The organism is Bradyrhizobium liaoningense (genome assembly GCF_018130955.1).
GTDB lineage: Bacteria > Pseudomonadota > Alphaproteobacteria > Rhizobiales > Xanthobacteraceae > Bradyrhizobium > Bradyrhizobium liaoningense_C.
This window is the reverse complement of sequence record NZ_JAFCJM010000014.1, coordinates 1-15,328: the sequence shown is the minus strand read 5'-3', so window position 1 is coordinate 15,328 and position 15,328 is coordinate 1. Positions and strand designations below refer to the sequence as shown.

Below are 15,328 nucleotides of genomic sequence, written 5' to 3'. Positions count from 1 at the left end.
CTGGAATGTCCGACCCGCAGCTTACCCCGTCTTCAGATGCCGTCGCCGCGCTGCGCCGCCATCCCCAATTTTCGCGCGCGATGCGGTCCTCTGCGGAGGGGGCGGTCGCGATCTACCGGACCAACAGGCTCCTCAACCTGCTCCTGAGCGACCGCGCGCGGGCGCTGTTCACCCATGTCGCGCTCTATCTGCATTTCGGAGGCGCGGAGTCCGGCCTGACCGTCGGTGCCATGAAGGATCTCTGCGTCGAGCTCCGCTTGTGCAGCCGCGGCCGCTGCGAGGCGCTGCTCGCCCTGATGCGCGCCGGCGGTCTGCTGATGGCTGCGCCCAATCCCGATCGCCGAAAGCGTCTGCTTGCGCCGACGGAAAAGCTGCTCGCCTTGCACCGCGCGCGCTGGGCTCGGCAGTTCGAGGCGATGCGCGGCATCTTTCTCGAAGCCGCGGACTATCTCGTCGCCTTGGGCGATCCTGCGTTTGTAAGAGCCTTCGCCACGGCGCTCGGCCGGCGGTTCGTCGCGGGCCTTCGTGTTCTCGACAATGCGCCGGAGCTGGAGCCGTTTGCCGAGCGCAACGCCGGCGTCGTGATCCTGTTCAGCCTGGCGCTGTCGGGGAGCGAGGGTGAGGCATTTCCTCCGGCAGGACCGGTGCAGCTCTCGATCAACGCGCTGGCGACCAATTTTTCCGTTTCGCGCAAGCACGTCCTGTCGCTGCTGCGGGACGCCGAGCAGACAGGCTTGCTCCTGCGCAGCGGAGCCGCAAACAACGAAGTCACGCTGTTGCCGCGCGGTCGCGATGCGCTGGAGCAGATGCTCGCGACCATGTTCCTGTATCTCGCGCACTGCGCCAAGGAGGCGCTCGGCGCTTATGTGAAAAGCGCCAAGCTGTCGGTGCAGACTGCAACGGCCGGTTAGGCCGCTGCCCCGCGCACCCGCTTCACGTCCGGCGGCGTCGCCTCGTCGAGCAGGGCGGCGAGCGCCTCGGTCGTCGGCATCACCTTCTGGCCGTCGCTGCCGAGACGGCGGACAGACACCGAATGCGTCTCGGCTTCCTTCTTGCCGACCACGAGCAACGCGGGGATCTTGGCCAGCGAGTGCTCGCGGACCTTGTAGTTGATCTTCTCGTTGCGCAGGTCGATGTCGACGCGCAGGCCGGCCTTGCGCGCTTGCGCGGCGACCTGCTTGGCATATTCGTCGGCCTCCGAGGTGATGGTCGTGACCACCACCTGCACCGGCGCGAGCCAGAGCGGGAAGTTGCCGGCATAGTGCTCGATCAGGATGCCGATATAGCGCTCCATCGAGCCGCAGATCGCGCGGTGGACCATCACCGGCGGCTTCTTGCCGCCGTCATGGTCGATGTAGAAAGCGCCGAACCGCTCCGGCAGGTTGAAGTCGACCTGCGTGGTGCCGCACTGCCAGTCGCGGCCGATGGCGTCGCGCAGCACGTACTCGAACTTCGGCCCGTAGAAGGCGCCTTCGCCCGGGTTGATCTCGGTCTTGATGTGATTGTTCTGCGACTGGATCTCGCGCAGCACGGTGGCCATCACGCGCTCGGCATGATCCCACATGTCGTCGGTGCCGACGCGCTTGTCCGGTCGGGTCGACAGTTTCACCGTCAGGTCGCCGGTGAAGCCGAAATCCGCATAGGTCGACAGGATCAGATCGTTGATCTTGAGGCACTCGTCGGCAAGCTGTTCCTCGGTGCAGAAGACATGGGCGTCATCCTGCGTGAAGCCGCGCACGCGCATCAACCCGTGCATCGCGCCGGAGGGCTCGTAGCGATGCACCACACCGAACTCGGCGAGGCGCAGGGGCAGGTCGCGGTAGCTCTTCAGGCCGTGCTTGAAGATCTGCACGTGGCCGGGACAGTTCATCGGCTTCAGCGCAAACCAGCGCTTGTCCTCGGCCTCGTCGCCGGCGGACTGCGCCGCGAACATGTTTTCGCGATACCAGCCCCAATGGCCCGAAGTCTCCCACAGCACCTTGTCGAGGATCTGCGGGGCGTTGACCTCGCTGTAGTCGCCGGTCAGACGTCGCCGCATATAGGCGATGAGCTGCTGGAAGATGGTCCAACCCTTGGCGTGCCAGAACACGACGCCCGGACCTTCCTCCTGGAAGTGGAAGAGGTCGAGCTCGCGCCCGAGCTTGCGATGGTCGCGCTTCTCGGCTTCCTCGATCTGCTTCAGATAAGCGTCGAGGTCTTCCTGCTTGGCAAAGGCGGTGCCGTAGATGCGGGTCAGCATCGGGTTGTTGCTGTCGCCGCGCCAATAGGCGCCGGCCACCTTCATCAGCTTGAAGGCGTTTCCGATCTTGCCGGTCGAGGTCATGTGCGGGCCGCGGCACAGATCGAACCAGTCGCCCTGGAAGTAGATCTTGATCGGCTCGTTGCCGGGAATGGCGTCGACCAGCTCGACCTTGAAGGCCTCGCCCTTGTCGCGGAACACCTGCTTGGTCTTCTCGCGATCCCAGACCTCTTTGGTGAAGGGTTTGTCGCGCGCGACGATCTCGCGCATCTTCTTCTCGATCGCGGCAAAATCTTCCGGGGTGAACGGCTCGTTGCGGAAGAAGTCGTAGTAGAAGCCGTTCTCGATCACGGGGCCGATGGTGACCTGGGTGCCCGGCCACAGCGCCTGCACGGCCTCCGCCAGCACGTGGGCGCAGTCATGGCGGATCAATTCGAGCGCGCGCGGATCCTCGCGGCCGATCAGCTCGATCTTCGCGTCCGCCTCGATCGGATCGTTGAGGTCGGCGAGTTCTCCGTCCAGCGCCATCGCGACCGTGCGCTTGGCCAACGACGGCGAGATGCCCTTGGCGATATCGAGGCCGGTGATGCTCTTGTCGAATTGGCGCTTGGCGCCGTCGGGGAAGGTGAGGGTAACCTTGGCGGGCGCGGTCACGGGTTTCAAATTGCTGAGGCTGTACTGGAAGCCGGATTCGGACTTGTGTTCGTCGGACATGCATTTCTCCTGAAGCTCACTCCTGCGAACGGGCGCAGGTAAGCGGGAGCGAGCGGTATAGCAGGCGATTCGGGCGATGCAATCGGGCAAATCTTGGGAAAATCGGGGCCGGAGCGGTTCGCCGAGGCGAGCGCCGCCATGCCACCATGGGTTGCGGCCTTGATTTTCATTGTCTAACGTTGTCGTGCTCTCACGTCTCTGTGGTTCGACCGCTGCTTTCGTGCATCATGATGGTTCGGCTCCTGGTTCTTGCGACCCTGCTGTTGATTGCCGGTGAGCTGCGGGCGCGGACCCCGGCGGAGAAAGCGGGATTTCCGTCGAAGCTGGTCATCTACCTTGCCAAGGGGCCGGCGAATTCGTGCGGACAGGGTTGCGATCGCTGGATCGCCGTCGAGGGGACGGTCGATCAGGGGGCAGCCGCACGAATCCGTCGGTTCCTTGCCGGCGTCAAGGATACGCAGCGACCGATCTATTTCCACTCGCCGGGCGGGGCCGTGGACCAGTCCTTCGCGATCGGACGGCTGCTACGCAGCCGCAAGGCTATCGCCCGCGTGGGACGGACCATCGTCACCGCATGTGCTTCCGGGACGCAGATCGACGACGCTTGCCTGAAGATCAAGAACGCGGGTGGGGAGGTCGAGGCCGAGCTCACCACCCGCAAGGCGATGTGCAACTCGGCCTGCGGCTATCTGTTCCTCGGCGCGACGACGCGCGAGGTTGCGCCCGACGCCGCGATTGCGGTTCACAACTCCAGGCTCACCTTGCTCATCCGCGGCGATCCGCCGCCGCAGGTGGTTGCCGAACTGAGGCAGCAACGCCTCGCGATGGCCGATCGGGAACGGGCGGCCTTCATCGCTGCGATGGGAATCAAGGGCGAATTGACCGATCTCATCAAGACGGTGAAATTCGAAAGCATCCACGTGCTCACGCGTCCGGAGCTTTACCGCTTCGGCATCGATACGCGTGCCCAGCCGGAGACCTTGTGGACGCTGGAGAAGGCCGCGCGGCCTTATGCTCGCAAAGTTGTGTTCGCAAGGAAGGACGACGGCGCCTCGTTCCGGATCATGGAGTGGCGGCTGTTCTGCGAGAACAAGAATCGCGCGCGGCTGTTGTTCTCACGGGAATCCGACGTGGGCGCGACCGGCAAGAGCACGATCGTCATGATGGCGGAGCCGGGAAAATCGGTGGCTTTCGGGAGATACCCGGCGCGCGTCGGGAAGTTCGAGGTCTGGAGCGACACGGTGGCGCCGGACACCATCAAGGCGATGCTGGCAACTCCCCGGCTGTTCATGGGAGAGAGTACGCCGGCGGCCGACGGCCAGACCAGTCTGTCGACCTTCGACATCGATACGACCGGCCTTGAGTCGGCATGGACGCAGATGTTGGCAACGTGCCCAGCAGCACCGGTTGCGGCCATGCCGGTGGCGCCTCCAACGGCTCCCGCGGCTCAGTCTCCAACGGTGGATGCGACGCCGTCACGATGAATGCCGCGTCCGGCAACAGGGAGGACGTTGGCTTGCGCGCGGACAGCGCGAAAGCCCAAGAGTGCGAAACAAGAGTGCGAGATAGGTCGGTATGGCCTTTCAGCCTGCAACGCGGACGCCTATGCGTCCGGCTTCGTGGCGGCCGCCTTTGTTGCGGCGGCGCTCGCCATCGTGGTCCTGACCAGGCCGCGGGCGGCCGTCCAGGTTTGCCCCCGGGGAAGCGGCTTTTCCCGCTGTCGGCGCTTGGCAAACCGCGCAGGACAGGGCTAGAACGCGACAGGTGGGACCAACGAGAGTTGACTGAGATGAGGATGATTCTGGCGCTTGTCGCGGTGCTCTATGCGGGAACGGCGCTTGCGCAAACCGACAAGCCGCCGATGGTGGGGGACAAGCCGCTGGTGCAGGTCAAGCCGAAGGGGACCAAGGCGGCGGCACAGAAACAGGCTGCAACGCCAGACGCGGCTGCACCTGCCGCGCCGGCAGCGCCAAAGGCCGCCGGAACGAAGGGCAAGCCGCAATCCACGGCGGTCCGGCTGCAAGGCTGTCTCGATCTCGATGACGGCACCAAGGACCGGCTCAACTGCTACGACGCGGTCATTCCGCCGGCGCCGAAGCCGAAGCCGGCGAAGGCCAAGGGCGTGGCCGATTGCCGTTTCTTCAAGGAAGAGGACGAGCGGCTGGCCTGCTTCAACGGCTTTGCCGAGAGCATCCCGAAGCTGCCCAGGAACTGACAAGACTGACAAGCACCCGACCGGGAGGAGGGCCCGCCTTGGCTAATCGCCGAGCCGGGCCAGCACGGCCCTGAAGGCGATGCCGGGCAACTGCAGGGCGGTGCCCTCGAATTCCACCATGTCGCCGTCTTGCCGGCCGCTCAGCATGAGCGTGATCCGATCGGTCCCGAACAGCGGCCGGAAGGCCGGGTCGGCATTGTAGCGCTCGGTCGAGATCTTGACCTTGATGCGGTCGCCTTCACCCGTATAGGTGCCGCTGAAGGCGAAGGCGGAGTTACCGCCGCGCATCTTGCCGCTGGTCACATAGACCACGCCGCAACCGGTGCCGTGCACGGTGTGGAAGTCGACCTTGTAGAGTCCCTCGCGCAAATGCTGTCCCCGCAGAATCCCGACGATAGGTTAGGGGTGTTGTCGTGGGAAACAAACCCGTGTCGTCCCCGTAGGGGCGTTCGTCAACATCACAATTTGATCATCGGATGAGCGATCAGAAGGCCGCGCAGGCGGATGCCTGCCTTGCAGATCCTAGCGGCTCGACGAGGCTGAACTGCTCGCCGCCACGCGGGTCAGCGCCAGCGACGGCGTTGCCGCCATCTTGACCAGCACGTCCTTGAGCGGGTTTTGCGTCCAGGCGCGGGTGACGTAGTCGCGATGGGTGATGCCGTTGGCGGTCTCGACGAACACGACGCTGCCGGGGCGAAGCGGGCCGTCCATGTCCTCGGACACGCCGATGCCCTTCTGTCTCAGCATGCTCATCAGCTCGCGATCGCGCCGCGCCGTATAGCGCGTATAGGAGCTGACGAAGAAGCTGGAGCGGTGGTTTTCGATCCAGGAGGCGAACTTGTCGAGCTCGCCATAGACGGCGTCGAGCAGCACCACGCCGCGCACGCGGTCGCTGATACCGCCGACCTCGAGGCTCCAGGCCGTCGGCAGGAAGCCGCCGCTGTAGCCGACGATGACGATCGGCATGTTGGCGAAGGCCCGCGCGCTGTTCGGATCGCCGTAGAGACGGGCGAGATGCTCGGTCGACTCAGCCAAGAAGCGCTTGAAGCCGCCGGGTTGCCAGAATTTGCCGGCGCTGGAATCGGCGGCATTGACCGCCATTTGCGGGGCGAGCAGCACGGCATTGGCGCCGGAGTCGGTGATCTGCTGCGGCACCAATTGCCGGTCGCGCACGTCGCGCTCGAGCGTGGCGCCATTGCCGTGGAAGAACACCACGATCACGCCGGGCTTGCGCGCGTCGAAATGTTCGGGGACGTGCATCATCACGCGGCTGTCGCTGTAGGTCTCGTCCTGCCAGTAGACGCGCCCCGAATAGCTGCGGTGGCCGCGGCGCTCGCCCTTGGAGATGTTGAGGAAGGGCGCCTCGGAGGCGGGGTTGTTGCCGTAATAGGGGAAGGCCGACGACTTCATGCTGATGAGCGTCGTCAGGTCTTCGCGTGCCGGGCGCTTGTAGGGGATTTGGGGCTCGAGCGAAGCGACCTTGTAGGGCGCCGGCTCCGGCTGCTGCACCGCGCGCTTTGGCGAGAAATCCGACATCTGGCGCTGGAGGAAGCTTTCGCTCGCGGAGGGGAACCTCTCCTTGAACTGCGGAGCCGGGAAGCGGTCGTTGAACGTGTCGCCGCTGGCGACCTGCTGCGGACTGGCATTCGAGCTGGTCTTGGCGACGACTTGCGTATTGGCCTGCGAGTTGGCGGCGAGCGCTGCCGGGTTGGGCGCCTTGCCGCATTGAACCAGTGCCAGGGACAGGGGCACAAAAGCGCAGACGATGCCTATCCGACGCGCACGACCGCGCGCGCCGGACGATATCGTCCGGTCAGCGCGCGTGTCTGCTTCAGCTCTCGGAACTGCCCCGACCATCCACCCAGTAACCCCAAGTCCGTGAACCCAAAGTCCAGCGGCGATATTGATCTAATTGAGCCGACTGGCGTTTAGGCGACGTTAAGCTTCCGGAGAAACTCCCCACATCCGGAATACGTGAAAAGACCACGCAATCGTGTCGCGATTGTGGGAGTGGGGGTCCGGTTTCGCCGCGCGAAGCCCGGTTAATTGCCTGCGGACGTCCATAAGAGGTGCCAAAATACCGTTTTTGGTTGCCTCATTTAACCCTTGTTAACCCTGCTTGAATTGACTGTCTCAATCTGCACGATGCTTGGAGAGGCGAGCACGCCTCAGCTTGGGGACCCGATGACGGCATCAGAGGCGGGAAGCGCGGCGTGGCCTGGCCGGCATCTCGGAAGCGGGTCCGGTGTTTCCGTCCTCGTGGCGACGGCGATCGTCGTGGCCGACATGATCGGTGTCGGCGTGTTCACGAGTCTCGGCTTTCAGGTCAAGGACATCCCTTCCGGCTTCTCGATCCTGCTGTTGTGGACCGTCGGCGGCATCGTCGCGCTGTGCGGCGTGTTCGCCTATAGCGAGCTCGGGGCGATGTTCCCGCGCTCGAGCGGGGAGTACAATTTCCTCAGCCGCGCCTATCACCCTGCCTTCGGCTTTCTTGCCGGCTGGGTCTCGGCGACGGTCGGATTCGCCGCCCCCGTCGCGCTCGCCGCGATGGCTTTTGGCGAATATGCCAAATCGGTGTTTCCCGAGCTGCCGCCGATCCCGCTCGCCATCGGCGTGGTCTGGCTGGTCTCGATCGTGCAACTGACCGGCGTGAAGCACTCTTCGACCTTCCAGCTCGTCGCGACCATTTTGAAGGTCGTCCTCATCGTCGCCTTCCTGGTCGCGGGCTTCATCATCGGCGAACGGCAGCCGATCAACTTCTTACCCGTGCAGGGCGACTTCGGCCACATCACCAGCGCGCCCTTCGCGATCGGGCTCGTCTTCGTGATGTACTCCTTCTCGGGCTGGAACGCGGCGACCTACATCATCGGCGAGATGAAGACGCCGCAGCAGAGCCTGCCGCGCGCGCTGCTTGCGGGCACGCTGATCGTCATGGTGCTCTATGTCGCGCTGAACGCGGTGTTCCTTTACGCCACGCCGGTCGCAAAGCTCGCGGGCCAGCTCGACGTCGCCAGCGTCGCCGGCACTGCGATCTTCGGCGGGCTCGGCGGCCGCATCGTCGGCGCGATGATCTGCATCGGTCTGATCTCCTCGATCAGCGCGATGATGTGGATCGGCCCGCGTGTGATGATGACGATGGGGGAGGACATCCCGGCGCTGCGCGTGTTCTCGCGCAAGTCGAGGAGCGGGGCGCCGGCCTACGCCATCCTGCTTCAGCTCGCGGTCGCCAATGTCCTGCTGTTCACCCGCAGCTTCGAGGCGGTGCTGGAATTCATCCAGTTCTCGCTGCTGTTCTGCTCGTTCTTCACCGTGCTCGGGGTGATCAAGCTGCGCATCACCGCGCCCGACCTGCCGCGCCCTTATCGCGCATGGGGATACCCGGTCACGCCGCTGGTTTTCCTGCTCGTGACCGCGTTCATGATGTACTATCTGCTCACCGAGCGGCCGGGTCAGTCGCTGTCGAGCATGCTGATCATGCTCTCCGGCCTGTTGATTTACGCCATTTTCCGCAAGCGGCCGGACGCCGCCACAGCCTCAGAGAATCGCGCTTAGAGATGTTTCGACCCATGAAAATTGCGGCCGTCGCCTACACCTTGCTGATCGCGGTCGCGGGGGCCGCGCGCGCCGCCGACGTCACCCTCGACGACACCGCGCGCTTCCTCGCCGGCATGCAGACCTCGGCGGACTCGCCTTTGACGGCGCTCACCAGGGATCCGTCCTGGCAACGCCACGCAAAATTCTTCGACGGCGCCTTTGCCCAGCTCGAGCAGCGGCAATTGTCGAAGATCCGCGCCTGGTCCGACGTCAATCTGGCCGCACCCCGGCCGACCATGTTCTATCTCTTCAGCGGCCCGGACTTCCTCTACGCCGACGCCTTCTATTCCAAGGCGAACACCTATGTGCTCGGCGCGCTGGAGCCGGTCGGCGCGGTGCCCGACCTGACGAAATTGCCGCGCGGCTCGGTCGGGGCTGCGCTCTACAATGTCGAGCGCTCGCTCGGCTCGATCCTGAGCTTCTCCTTCTTCATCACCAAGCAGATGAAGGTCGACCTGCACAGCAACCAGGTCAACGGCACCTTGCCGATCCTCTATGTCTTCCTCGCGCGCTCCGGCAAGACCATCAAGAGCGTCGAATTCATCTCGCTGGACGACAAGGGCGGTGTGCGCGCGGCCGGCGAGAATGCGGGACCGAACGCCACGCGCGGGGTGCGCATCAGCTTCGCCGGCAGCGACGGCCAGGCGCGAACGCTGTATTATTTCTCGACCGACCTCTCCAATTCCGGGGCGCGCGCGGCCGGCTTCCTGAAGTTCTGCGAGACGCTCGGACCCGGCAACAGCCTGATCAAGAGCGCGTCCTATCTGTTGCATTCCGGCAATTTCACCGTGGCGCGCGACTGGCTGCTCGCCAACAGCGCGACCATCATCCAGGACGATTCCGGAATTCCGCTTGGAAACTACAATGCGCGGCAATGGCGCTTCTTCCCGTTCGGCCGCTATCTCGGACCGATCGCGGAATTCCCGGGCCGCTACCAGGACTCCTACGCGCAGTTGTTCACGCGCGCGCAGCCGATCGACTTCGGCATCGGCTATCGCTGGCGCACCCACGAATCGAATCTGCTGCTGTCGGTGAAGGTGCCGGGCAGTGAGGCGGCGCCTGCGGAAACGACCTCGTCGGCCGAGCCACCGCCCAAACCGCGTCCGAAGAAGCCGCGCCCGCCCGCGCCGATCACGCCGCTGGATCGCTCGTTCTGGTTCCGCTGACTATCGCAAATCACCAACGCACGTTCTGGCTCGGCACGATGAAAGCGGTCGTGCTCGGCGTCGCGGTGAAGCTGGCGGCGAGATACCAGATCGATGCGGCAACGAGAATGAGTAGGGCGATGATGGCGAACAGGTCGATTTGCCTTGGGTCGTGATGCCGAGGGTCATGATCGCGGCTGATTTTCCAGCGCATTGTTGTTTCCTCCCGGAGGGAAGCAACATGTCAACGCGACTGCCCGTCCTGCGGTTCCCCACGCACCGCGAGTAGATCACGCGTCGCACGAAGAGCGCTTCATGGCACCGCAGCAAGCCGACGCGCTAGGGAGCCAGAAGCCGCAATAGATCCGGATCGCCATTGGAAATGCTCGCCAGATCGTTCTCCTGAGAATTCGGCGCGGGCTGCCACAGCGAGTAGAGCAGCGCCTTTGCCGCCGGATCGACCTTGAGCGCAGCCTCGACCTCCTGGACGACGTTCTTGCGGGCCTCGTCGGCCAGCGTCGGATTCTGATGCGCTTGCTCATAGGCGTGCTGTTGCCCATACGCGCAAGCGAGCCACACATGGAGATTGCCATTGGTCGCTGCGCTGGGCTGTTGCGCGAGGCGCTGGCCGATCCGGATCGCCTTTCTGAAGCCTTCGGGAGGATCCTCGTAGAGGGCGAGAAACAGCGCCACATCGCTGATCTGGTCGTCCGGGAGAAGTTCGTCGGCTTGGGCCGTACGCATTTGCGCGACATAGACCGTGGCCAGTGCCTGCTTGGCAACCGGATCGGAGGGATCGACCCGATTGGCTTCCTGAAGCGCTACAGTCGCGGATTCGAGATCGTTGTGCCGTGCCTTCGCCGTGCCCCAGGCCGCAAGCTGACGTGGCGTGGTGAGCGCGGTCATCGGCACCGCCAGCAAGGCCGCATCCGCCGATTTGACGCTGGCATTCGTCGATCCGACGATCCGACCGCTGGTGTCGATCTTCAGCCCTTCCTGCAAGGTGGTCTCCACCACCGCCGGGCTCGGTCCGTCGATGGTGTCCAGGAGCTTGGTCAGGATCGTGCGGGTGCCGACATAGCCGAGCCAGAATCCGCCCAGTGCGAAATAGAGAAAAAGAGCGATCGCCAGCAACTGGCCGGACCCGTCCCACCTGAAGCCGGCATTGTTGATCTTCTCCGCAGCCTGCCAGAGATAGTGAGGCACGAAGTAGAGTTGCGTCAGGCCGACGCCGACCAGCGTCTTGGTGAGCCAGTCGGAGATGTCCTCGAGATTGGTGTTGACGCGGCTGGTCGGCGCGGCCGCCGCCGGCGCCTGACCTGGTGCTGCGCCCGGTTGCGGGGTCGGAGCGGGCGCGGCTTGCGGGCGCGACAAGGTGCGGGGAATGCCGAACAGGAGGCCGAGCAGCCATCCGCAGACGGTGCTTGCGCAGGCGAAGACGATGCTGAGCGCAACGATGCGCAGCGAGTCCCAGCCGCGCGACGGAAACGTACCGAGAAACAGCGCGATGAAACCGGCGATGGCGAAGCCGAAGAAGTAGCTCGCGAACCAGTCGAAGATGATCGCGAAGTCTCTGTTCTTGAGCGCCAGGACCAGTCCGCCCGACGACGGTGAATCCTGCGAACCGGACGATCCGTAAGCCATTTGATGCCCTCGACGAAACGCTGGGCGGCAAAAACGATGGTTCGAAATATTTCGGTTATAGCTGAACTATCAAAGGTTGTATCAGAAAACAGTAGCGACCGGCGAATTTCAAGTGTCTTGATTTCAAGTGTTGTGGAGCTCAGCCGGGTTGCGACGGATTGTACACGCCGCGCCAGCGTCCATAGCGCCACGGCAGGTACCAGCGCGCGCCTTGCGGTGTGGCTTCGGGCACGTAGTCGATCCCGGACGTGCCGAACGGGTTGCAGCGCAACAGCCGCGCCAGCGTCATCCAGCCGCCGGCCCAGAGGCCGAAACGCGCGATCGCCTCGTCGCCATAGACCGAGCAGGTCGGCAGGTGTCGGCAGTTGTAGCCGACCAGCGGCGACAGCGTGTGGCGGTAGAGCCAGATCAGCGCGCGGCCGAACCGGCGCGGGAGCTGCAGCACCAGTGCGAGGGCGGTGGAACCTCGAGAGGTTGAATGCTTCATATGCGCCGTGCGGCAATCCTGGGCGACGAGTTGCGCGGTTCCTGCGCAGGGAACAGCAAGCTGTTGTGCGCGCGCCATATTTTGCATGTTTTGAGGGAGCAGTGCAGCAAGTCTCTGTGGACGATCTGTATTCCCCCGGATACCATTTTTGTGACGTCCATGTGTAGAATCATACGTCTGTATGATGGACTCATCGGGCGCTAACCGGGGATTGTTTGGGCTACCTTGGGCTTGGGGAAGGAACCAGATTGAGACATCTGAAGTCGTTCGATCCTCGCAGGTGGTTGTTGGTGGGAACCGCCGCTCTGTGCGTTGCATTGCCCGGCGCAATCGCAACCTCCGGAACGACCGCTCGCGCCGGTGGCACGCTCGAAGAGCGCAAGCTGCCGATGAAGTTCAGCTGGGTTGCCTGCGAGCCGAACTGCCGCGGGTGGGTCAGCGCGGTCGGCATCATCACATCAGATACACCGAGAGACTTCGAGGAGTTTGCGCGCGGGCGCCAGCTCGGCGGGGCGACCGTCGTGCTCGACTCCAGCGGCGGTTCGGTCAACGATGCGATCACGCTCGGCCGGCGGTTCCGCAATCTGGGGCTGCTGACGACGGTGGGTGTCAGCAATCGCGGCGCGCAGGCGACGCGTCCGACCATCGCGCCGGAAGCCTATTGCGAATCCATGTGCGTGTTCCTGCTGCTATCAGGCAAGAAGCGCTACGTGCCGGAAGCGGCCCATGTCCGGGTGCATCAGATCTGGATGGGCGATCGTGCCGACGATGCGAAGGCCGCGAGCTACAGCGCGCAGGATTTGATGATCGTCGAGCGCGACATCGGCCGGCTCGCGAAATACACCTTCGACATGGGCGGCGCGGGGGACCTCTTGTCGCTCGCGCTCAGCGTTCCGCCGTGGGAAGACCTGCATGAGCTCACGGCCAGCGAGCTGAAGCTCACCAATCTCGTGACCACCGATCTCATCGCCGACGTGCTGCCGCATGCGGATCTCGCGGGACCCGCGATGGCCGGCCTCGCGGCGCCCGCGATGGCCGACGTGGCGCCGAAATCGCAGGAACGCTTCGGTGCCGAGCATCCTGATGTGCAGGCGGTAAAGTCGACCCAGACCGCGGAAGCGCTGGTGCCGACCGGCGGCGTTGCGACGCCGAGCACGGCGCCGCAAAAGTAGCTTCCAAACTCGGTCATTCCGGGCCGCGCGCCGCGCGAACCCGGAATCCAGAAGTTGTGGCGCGAGATTCCGGGTTCTCGCTGATGCGAGCCCCGGAATGACGGAGCTAGGGAATCAGCCCTGCGCCGCGGCGGGCTGCTTGGCCTTGGCCTCGATCTGGCCGATGGCATCGACCACGGCATCGAAGGTCAGCAGCGTCGAGGCGTGGCGCGCCTTGTAGTCGCGGACCGGCTCGAGGAATTTGATCTCGGCCCATTTTCCGTCCGGCGGGGCGCCGTTTTCTTTCAGCATCTTGCGAACGGTTTCGCGTAACTCACGGAGTTCGCTCGCGGTCGAGCCGACGACCTGACTTGCCATGATGGATGAGGAGGCTTGTCCGAGCGCGCAGGCCTTCACGTCATGGGCGAAGTCGGTGACGGTGTCCCCACTCATCTTGAGATCGACCTTCACGGTCGAGCCGCACAGCTTCGAATGGGCCGTTGCGGTCGCATCGGGGTCGGCAAGCCGTCCCAGACGGGGGATATTCCCGGCCAGTTCGATGATCCGCTTGTTATAAATGTCGTTCAGCATGTCATGGAGTCCGAGGCGCAGCTTGCGGCTTCTTAGGCCTGATCGGCCTTGGCGGCCGCCGTCCTCGGTCCTATATAGGGTCGGAACTGGCGGAAAAACAGTCCAGCCGTGCGAGCAGCGGTGGTCCAGAACCACGCGCATGGCGCTAAGGTAAGGGACCGTTCGGCGCCAGGATCGGTTATTCTTTATCAGGCGTCCGGCGGCATTCCGCCCCGTCTGCCGGTGACACTCCGGCCGAAAGGCCGGTCGAACGGAGTTGACATGGACGCGCTGATCAAACCCATCCGCCCCAATAAGCCTGCCGACAAGCAGCCCGAGAGCCGCCCCGCGGAGCTCGATCCTGCCGAATTCCTCGCCGCCGCCGTCCGCGCCGACCAGCCGCGCCCCGCGCGTGCCGAGGCCGAAGAGGCCGTGAAGACGCTGCTCGCCTATATCGGCGAGAACACCGAGCGCGAGGGCCTGTTGGATACGCCGCGTCGCGTCGTCGAGGCCTTTGACGAGCTCTACCAGGGCTACCACCAGTGCCCGGCCGAGGTGCTTGACCGCACCTTTGGCGAGACCGCCGGCTATGACGATTTCGTGCTGGTGCGCGACATCGAATTCACCTCGCAATGCGAGCACCACATGATGCCGTTCTACGGCAAGGCGCACATCGCCTACACGCCGGTCGAGCGGGTGGTGGGCCTGTCGAAGCTCGCGCGCCTGACCGACATCTTCGCGCGCCGGCTCCAGACCCAGGAGCACCTGACCGCGCAGATCGCGGCCGCCATCGACGAGGTGTTGAAACCCCGCGGCGTCGCCGTGCTGATCGAGGCGGAGCATACCTGCATGTCGGTGCGCGGTGTGGCCAAGCATGGCGCCTCCACGTTCACCAGCCGCTTCACGGGCATGTTCCGCGACAACCCGGCGGAGCAGGCCCGCTTCCTGTCTTTGGTGCGAGGCTCGCTGCGCTGATCCTCGCGAATGATCTAGCGAGGGTCTCGTGTCCGCTCACTCCCACGACCTCGAGGAAGGCCTCGACTTCCGGCCGAAGTTCGACGCGGCCGGTCTCGTCACCTGCGTGGCGACCGACGCCGCGACCGGCGATGTGCTGATGGTCGCTCACATGAATGACGAGGCCTTGCGCAAGACGATTGCGACCGGCGAGGCCTGGTATTTCAGCCGCTCGCGTAACGCCTTGTGGCGAAAAGGCGAGAGCTCGGGTCAAACGCAGCGCGTCGTCGAGATGCGCACCGATTGCGACCAGGACGCGGTCTGGATCCGCGTCGAGCAGGTCGGCGCCGCCTGCCACACCGGCCGCAGGTCCTGCTTCTATCGCAAGGTCGAGCCTGAAGGCGGCATTGCGAAGCTCGTCTTCGTCGATGCCGAGCGGATGTTCGATCCGGACAAGGTCTACAAGAAGTGATGTCCGGTCCGTCCCCCGGAGCGCCATAGGAGAAAAGCCCCGGACGATGGCCGGGGCTTTTTTGCGTGTGCCGAGCATGATCGACAGCTTGGAGGTGGAAGTCTTCTATCCAGCCTGATGGCGGCGAAGGATTAGCAAAGCGC

General features: G+C 64.4%; 15 protein-coding genes. 8 read left to right on the top strand and 7 right to left on the bottom strand.

The annotated features are described in order from the left end of the window. Positions 1–5: 5 nt before the first annotated feature. Positions 6–911: a hypothetical protein gene (locus JQ632_RS14055; protein WP_212402932.1), complete on the top strand. Its 906-nt coding sequence runs from the start codon at positions 6–8 to the stop codon at positions 909–911. On the opposite strand, the gene thrS is transcribed toward JQ632_RS14055, so the two are convergent. Then, positions 908–2,953 (bottom strand): threonine--tRNA ligase, encoded by a 2,046-nt coding sequence (gene thrS, locus JQ632_RS14050; protein WP_212402931.1) that lies wholly within the window; start codon positions 2,951–2,953, stop codon positions 908–910. The genes JQ632_RS14055 and thrS overlap by 4 nt on opposite strands. A gap of 227 nt (positions 2,954–3,180) precedes the next feature. Here thrS and JQ632_RS14045 point away from each other — a divergent pair, with 227 nt between their 5' ends. Together JQ632_RS14045 and JQ632_RS14040 are read left to right on the top strand one after the other, a co-directional pair. Then, on the top strand, positions 3,181–4,437 hold the full coding sequence (locus JQ632_RS14045) for a hypothetical protein (RefSeq protein ID WP_212402930.1): 1,257 nt from the start codon (positions 3,181–3,183) through the stop codon (positions 4,435–4,437). Between the two features lie 305 nt (positions 4,438–4,742). Then, complete coding sequence (locus JQ632_RS14040; protein ID WP_212402929.1) at positions 4,743–5,168, top strand: hypothetical protein; 426 nt, start codon at positions 4,743–4,745, stop codon at positions 5,166–5,168. A 42-nt stretch (positions 5,169–5,210) separates the two neighbouring features. On the opposite strand, the gene JQ632_RS14035 is transcribed toward JQ632_RS14040, so the two are convergent. Then, entirely contained in the window at positions 5,211–5,537 is a 327-nt protein-coding gene (locus tag JQ632_RS14035) for a GrlR family regulatory protein (protein WP_212402928.1), read from the bottom strand. A 153-nt stretch (positions 5,538–5,690) separates the two neighbouring features. Continuing rightward, positions 5,691–7,025, bottom strand: coding sequence for an alpha/beta hydrolase (locus JQ632_RS14030; protein ID WP_212402927.1), 1,335 nt, complete (start codon positions 7,023–7,025; stop codon positions 5,691–5,693). A gap of 327 nt (positions 7,026–7,352) precedes the next feature. Between JQ632_RS14030 and JQ632_RS14025 the strand changes: the two genes are divergently transcribed. After that, a complete protein-coding gene (locus tag JQ632_RS14025; protein WP_212402926.1) occupies positions 7,353–8,720 on the top strand; it encodes an APC family permease in 1,368 nt (455 codons plus the stop codon). Between the two features lie 14 nt (positions 8,721–8,734). After that, on the top strand, positions 8,735–9,928 hold the full coding sequence (locus tag JQ632_RS14020; protein WP_249151942.1) for a hypothetical protein: 1,194 nt from the start codon (positions 8,735–8,737) through the stop codon (positions 9,926–9,928). Positions 9,929–9,938: 10 nt separating this feature from the next. Here the strand turns inward: JQ632_RS14020 and JQ632_RS14015 are convergent, their stop codons facing one another. The 3 genes from JQ632_RS14015 to yidD all read right to left on the bottom strand — a co-directional run bounded on the left by JQ632_RS14015 (position 9,939) and on the right by yidD (position 12,038). Further along, on the bottom strand, positions 9,939–10,121 hold the full coding sequence (locus tag JQ632_RS14015) for a hypothetical protein (protein WP_212402924.1): 183 nt from the start codon (positions 10,119–10,121) through the stop codon (positions 9,939–9,941). Positions 10,122–10,246: 125 nt separating this feature from the next. Continuing rightward, positions 10,247–11,551 carry a M48 family metallopeptidase gene (locus JQ632_RS14010; protein ID WP_212402923.1) on the bottom strand — a complete coding sequence of 435 codons (1,305 nt, stop codon included), beginning with the start codon at positions 11,549–11,551 and terminating at the stop codon, positions 10,247–10,249. Positions 11,552–11,690: 139 nt separating this feature from the next. Next, on the bottom strand, positions 11,691–12,038 hold the full coding sequence (gene yidD / locus JQ632_RS14005; RefSeq protein WP_212402922.1) for a membrane protein insertion efficiency factor YidD: 348 nt from the start codon (positions 12,036–12,038) through the stop codon (positions 11,691–11,693). Positions 12,039–12,286: 248 nt separating this feature from the next. On the opposite strand from yidD, the gene JQ632_RS14000 reads away from it, so the two are divergent. Beyond that, positions 12,287–13,210, top strand: coding sequence for a hypothetical protein (locus tag JQ632_RS14000; RefSeq protein ID WP_212402921.1), 924 nt, complete (start codon positions 12,287–12,289; stop codon positions 13,208–13,210). Between the two features lie 114 nt (positions 13,211–13,324). On the opposite strand, the gene JQ632_RS13995 is transcribed toward JQ632_RS14000, so the two are convergent. Continuing rightward, the gene (locus JQ632_RS13995; RefSeq protein ID WP_212402920.1) at positions 13,325–13,780 is read right to left on the bottom strand and encodes an iron-sulfur cluster assembly scaffold protein; all 456 of its coding nucleotides are present in this window, start codon (positions 13,778–13,780) and stop codon (positions 13,325–13,327) included. Between the two features lie 261 nt (positions 13,781–14,041). Here JQ632_RS13995 and folE point away from each other — a divergent pair, with 261 nt between their 5' ends. Next, on the top strand, positions 14,042–14,734 hold the full coding sequence (gene folE / locus JQ632_RS13990; RefSeq protein WP_212402919.1) for a GTP cyclohydrolase I FolE: 693 nt from the start codon (positions 14,042–14,044) through the stop codon (positions 14,732–14,734). Positions 14,735–14,762: 28 nt separating this feature from the next. Next, the gene (gene hisI, locus JQ632_RS13985; RefSeq protein ID WP_212402918.1) at positions 14,763–15,185 is read left to right on the top strand and encodes a phosphoribosyl-AMP cyclohydrolase; all 423 of its coding nucleotides are present in this window, start codon (positions 14,763–14,765) and stop codon (positions 15,183–15,185) included. Positions 15,186–15,328: the final 143 nt, after the last annotated feature.

Excerpts from the sequence above, each read along its gene's own strand:
- folE (WP_212402919.1), top strand. The coding sequence starts at position 14,042 with ATGGACGCGCTGATCAAACCCATCCGCCCCAATAAGCCTGCCGACAAG.
- yidD (WP_212402922.1), bottom strand. The coding sequence starts at position 12,038 with ATGAAGCATTCAACCTCTCGAGGTTCCACCGCCCTCGCACTGGTGCTG.
- thrS (WP_212402931.1), bottom strand. The coding sequence starts at position 2,953 with ATGTCCGACGAACACAAGTCCGAATCCGGCTTCCAGTACAGCCTCAGC.
- JQ632_RS14020 (WP_249151942.1), top strand. The coding sequence starts at position 8,735 with ATGAAAATTGCGGCCGTCGCCTACACCTTGCTGATCGCGGTCGCGGGG.
- JQ632_RS13995 (WP_212402920.1), bottom strand. The coding sequence starts at position 13,780 with ATGCTGAACGACATTTATAACAAGCGGATCATCGAACTGGCCGGGAAT.
- JQ632_RS14025 (WP_212402926.1), top strand. The coding sequence starts at position 7,353 with ATGACGGCATCAGAGGCGGGAAGCGCGGCGTGGCCTGGCCGGCATCTC.
- JQ632_RS14010 (WP_212402923.1), bottom strand. The coding sequence starts at position 11,551 with ATGGCTTACGGATCGTCCGGTTCGCAGGATTCACCGTCGTCGGGCGGA.
- JQ632_RS14040 (WP_212402929.1), top strand. The coding sequence starts at position 4,743 with ATGAGGATGATTCTGGCGCTTGTCGCGGTGCTCTATGCGGGAACGGCG.
- JQ632_RS14055 (WP_212402932.1), top strand. The coding sequence starts at position 6 with ATGTCCGACCCGCAGCTTACCCCGTCTTCAGATGCCGTCGCCGCGCTG.
- JQ632_RS14045 (WP_212402930.1), top strand. The coding sequence starts at position 3,181 with ATGATGGTTCGGCTCCTGGTTCTTGCGACCCTGCTGTTGATTGCCGGT.
- JQ632_RS14015 (WP_212402924.1), bottom strand. The coding sequence starts at position 10,121 with ATGCGCTGGAAAATCAGCCGCGATCATGACCCTCGGCATCACGACCCA.
- JQ632_RS14030 (WP_212402927.1), bottom strand. The coding sequence starts at position 7,025 with ATGGTCGGGGCAGTTCCGAGAGCTGAAGCAGACACGCGCGCTGACCGG.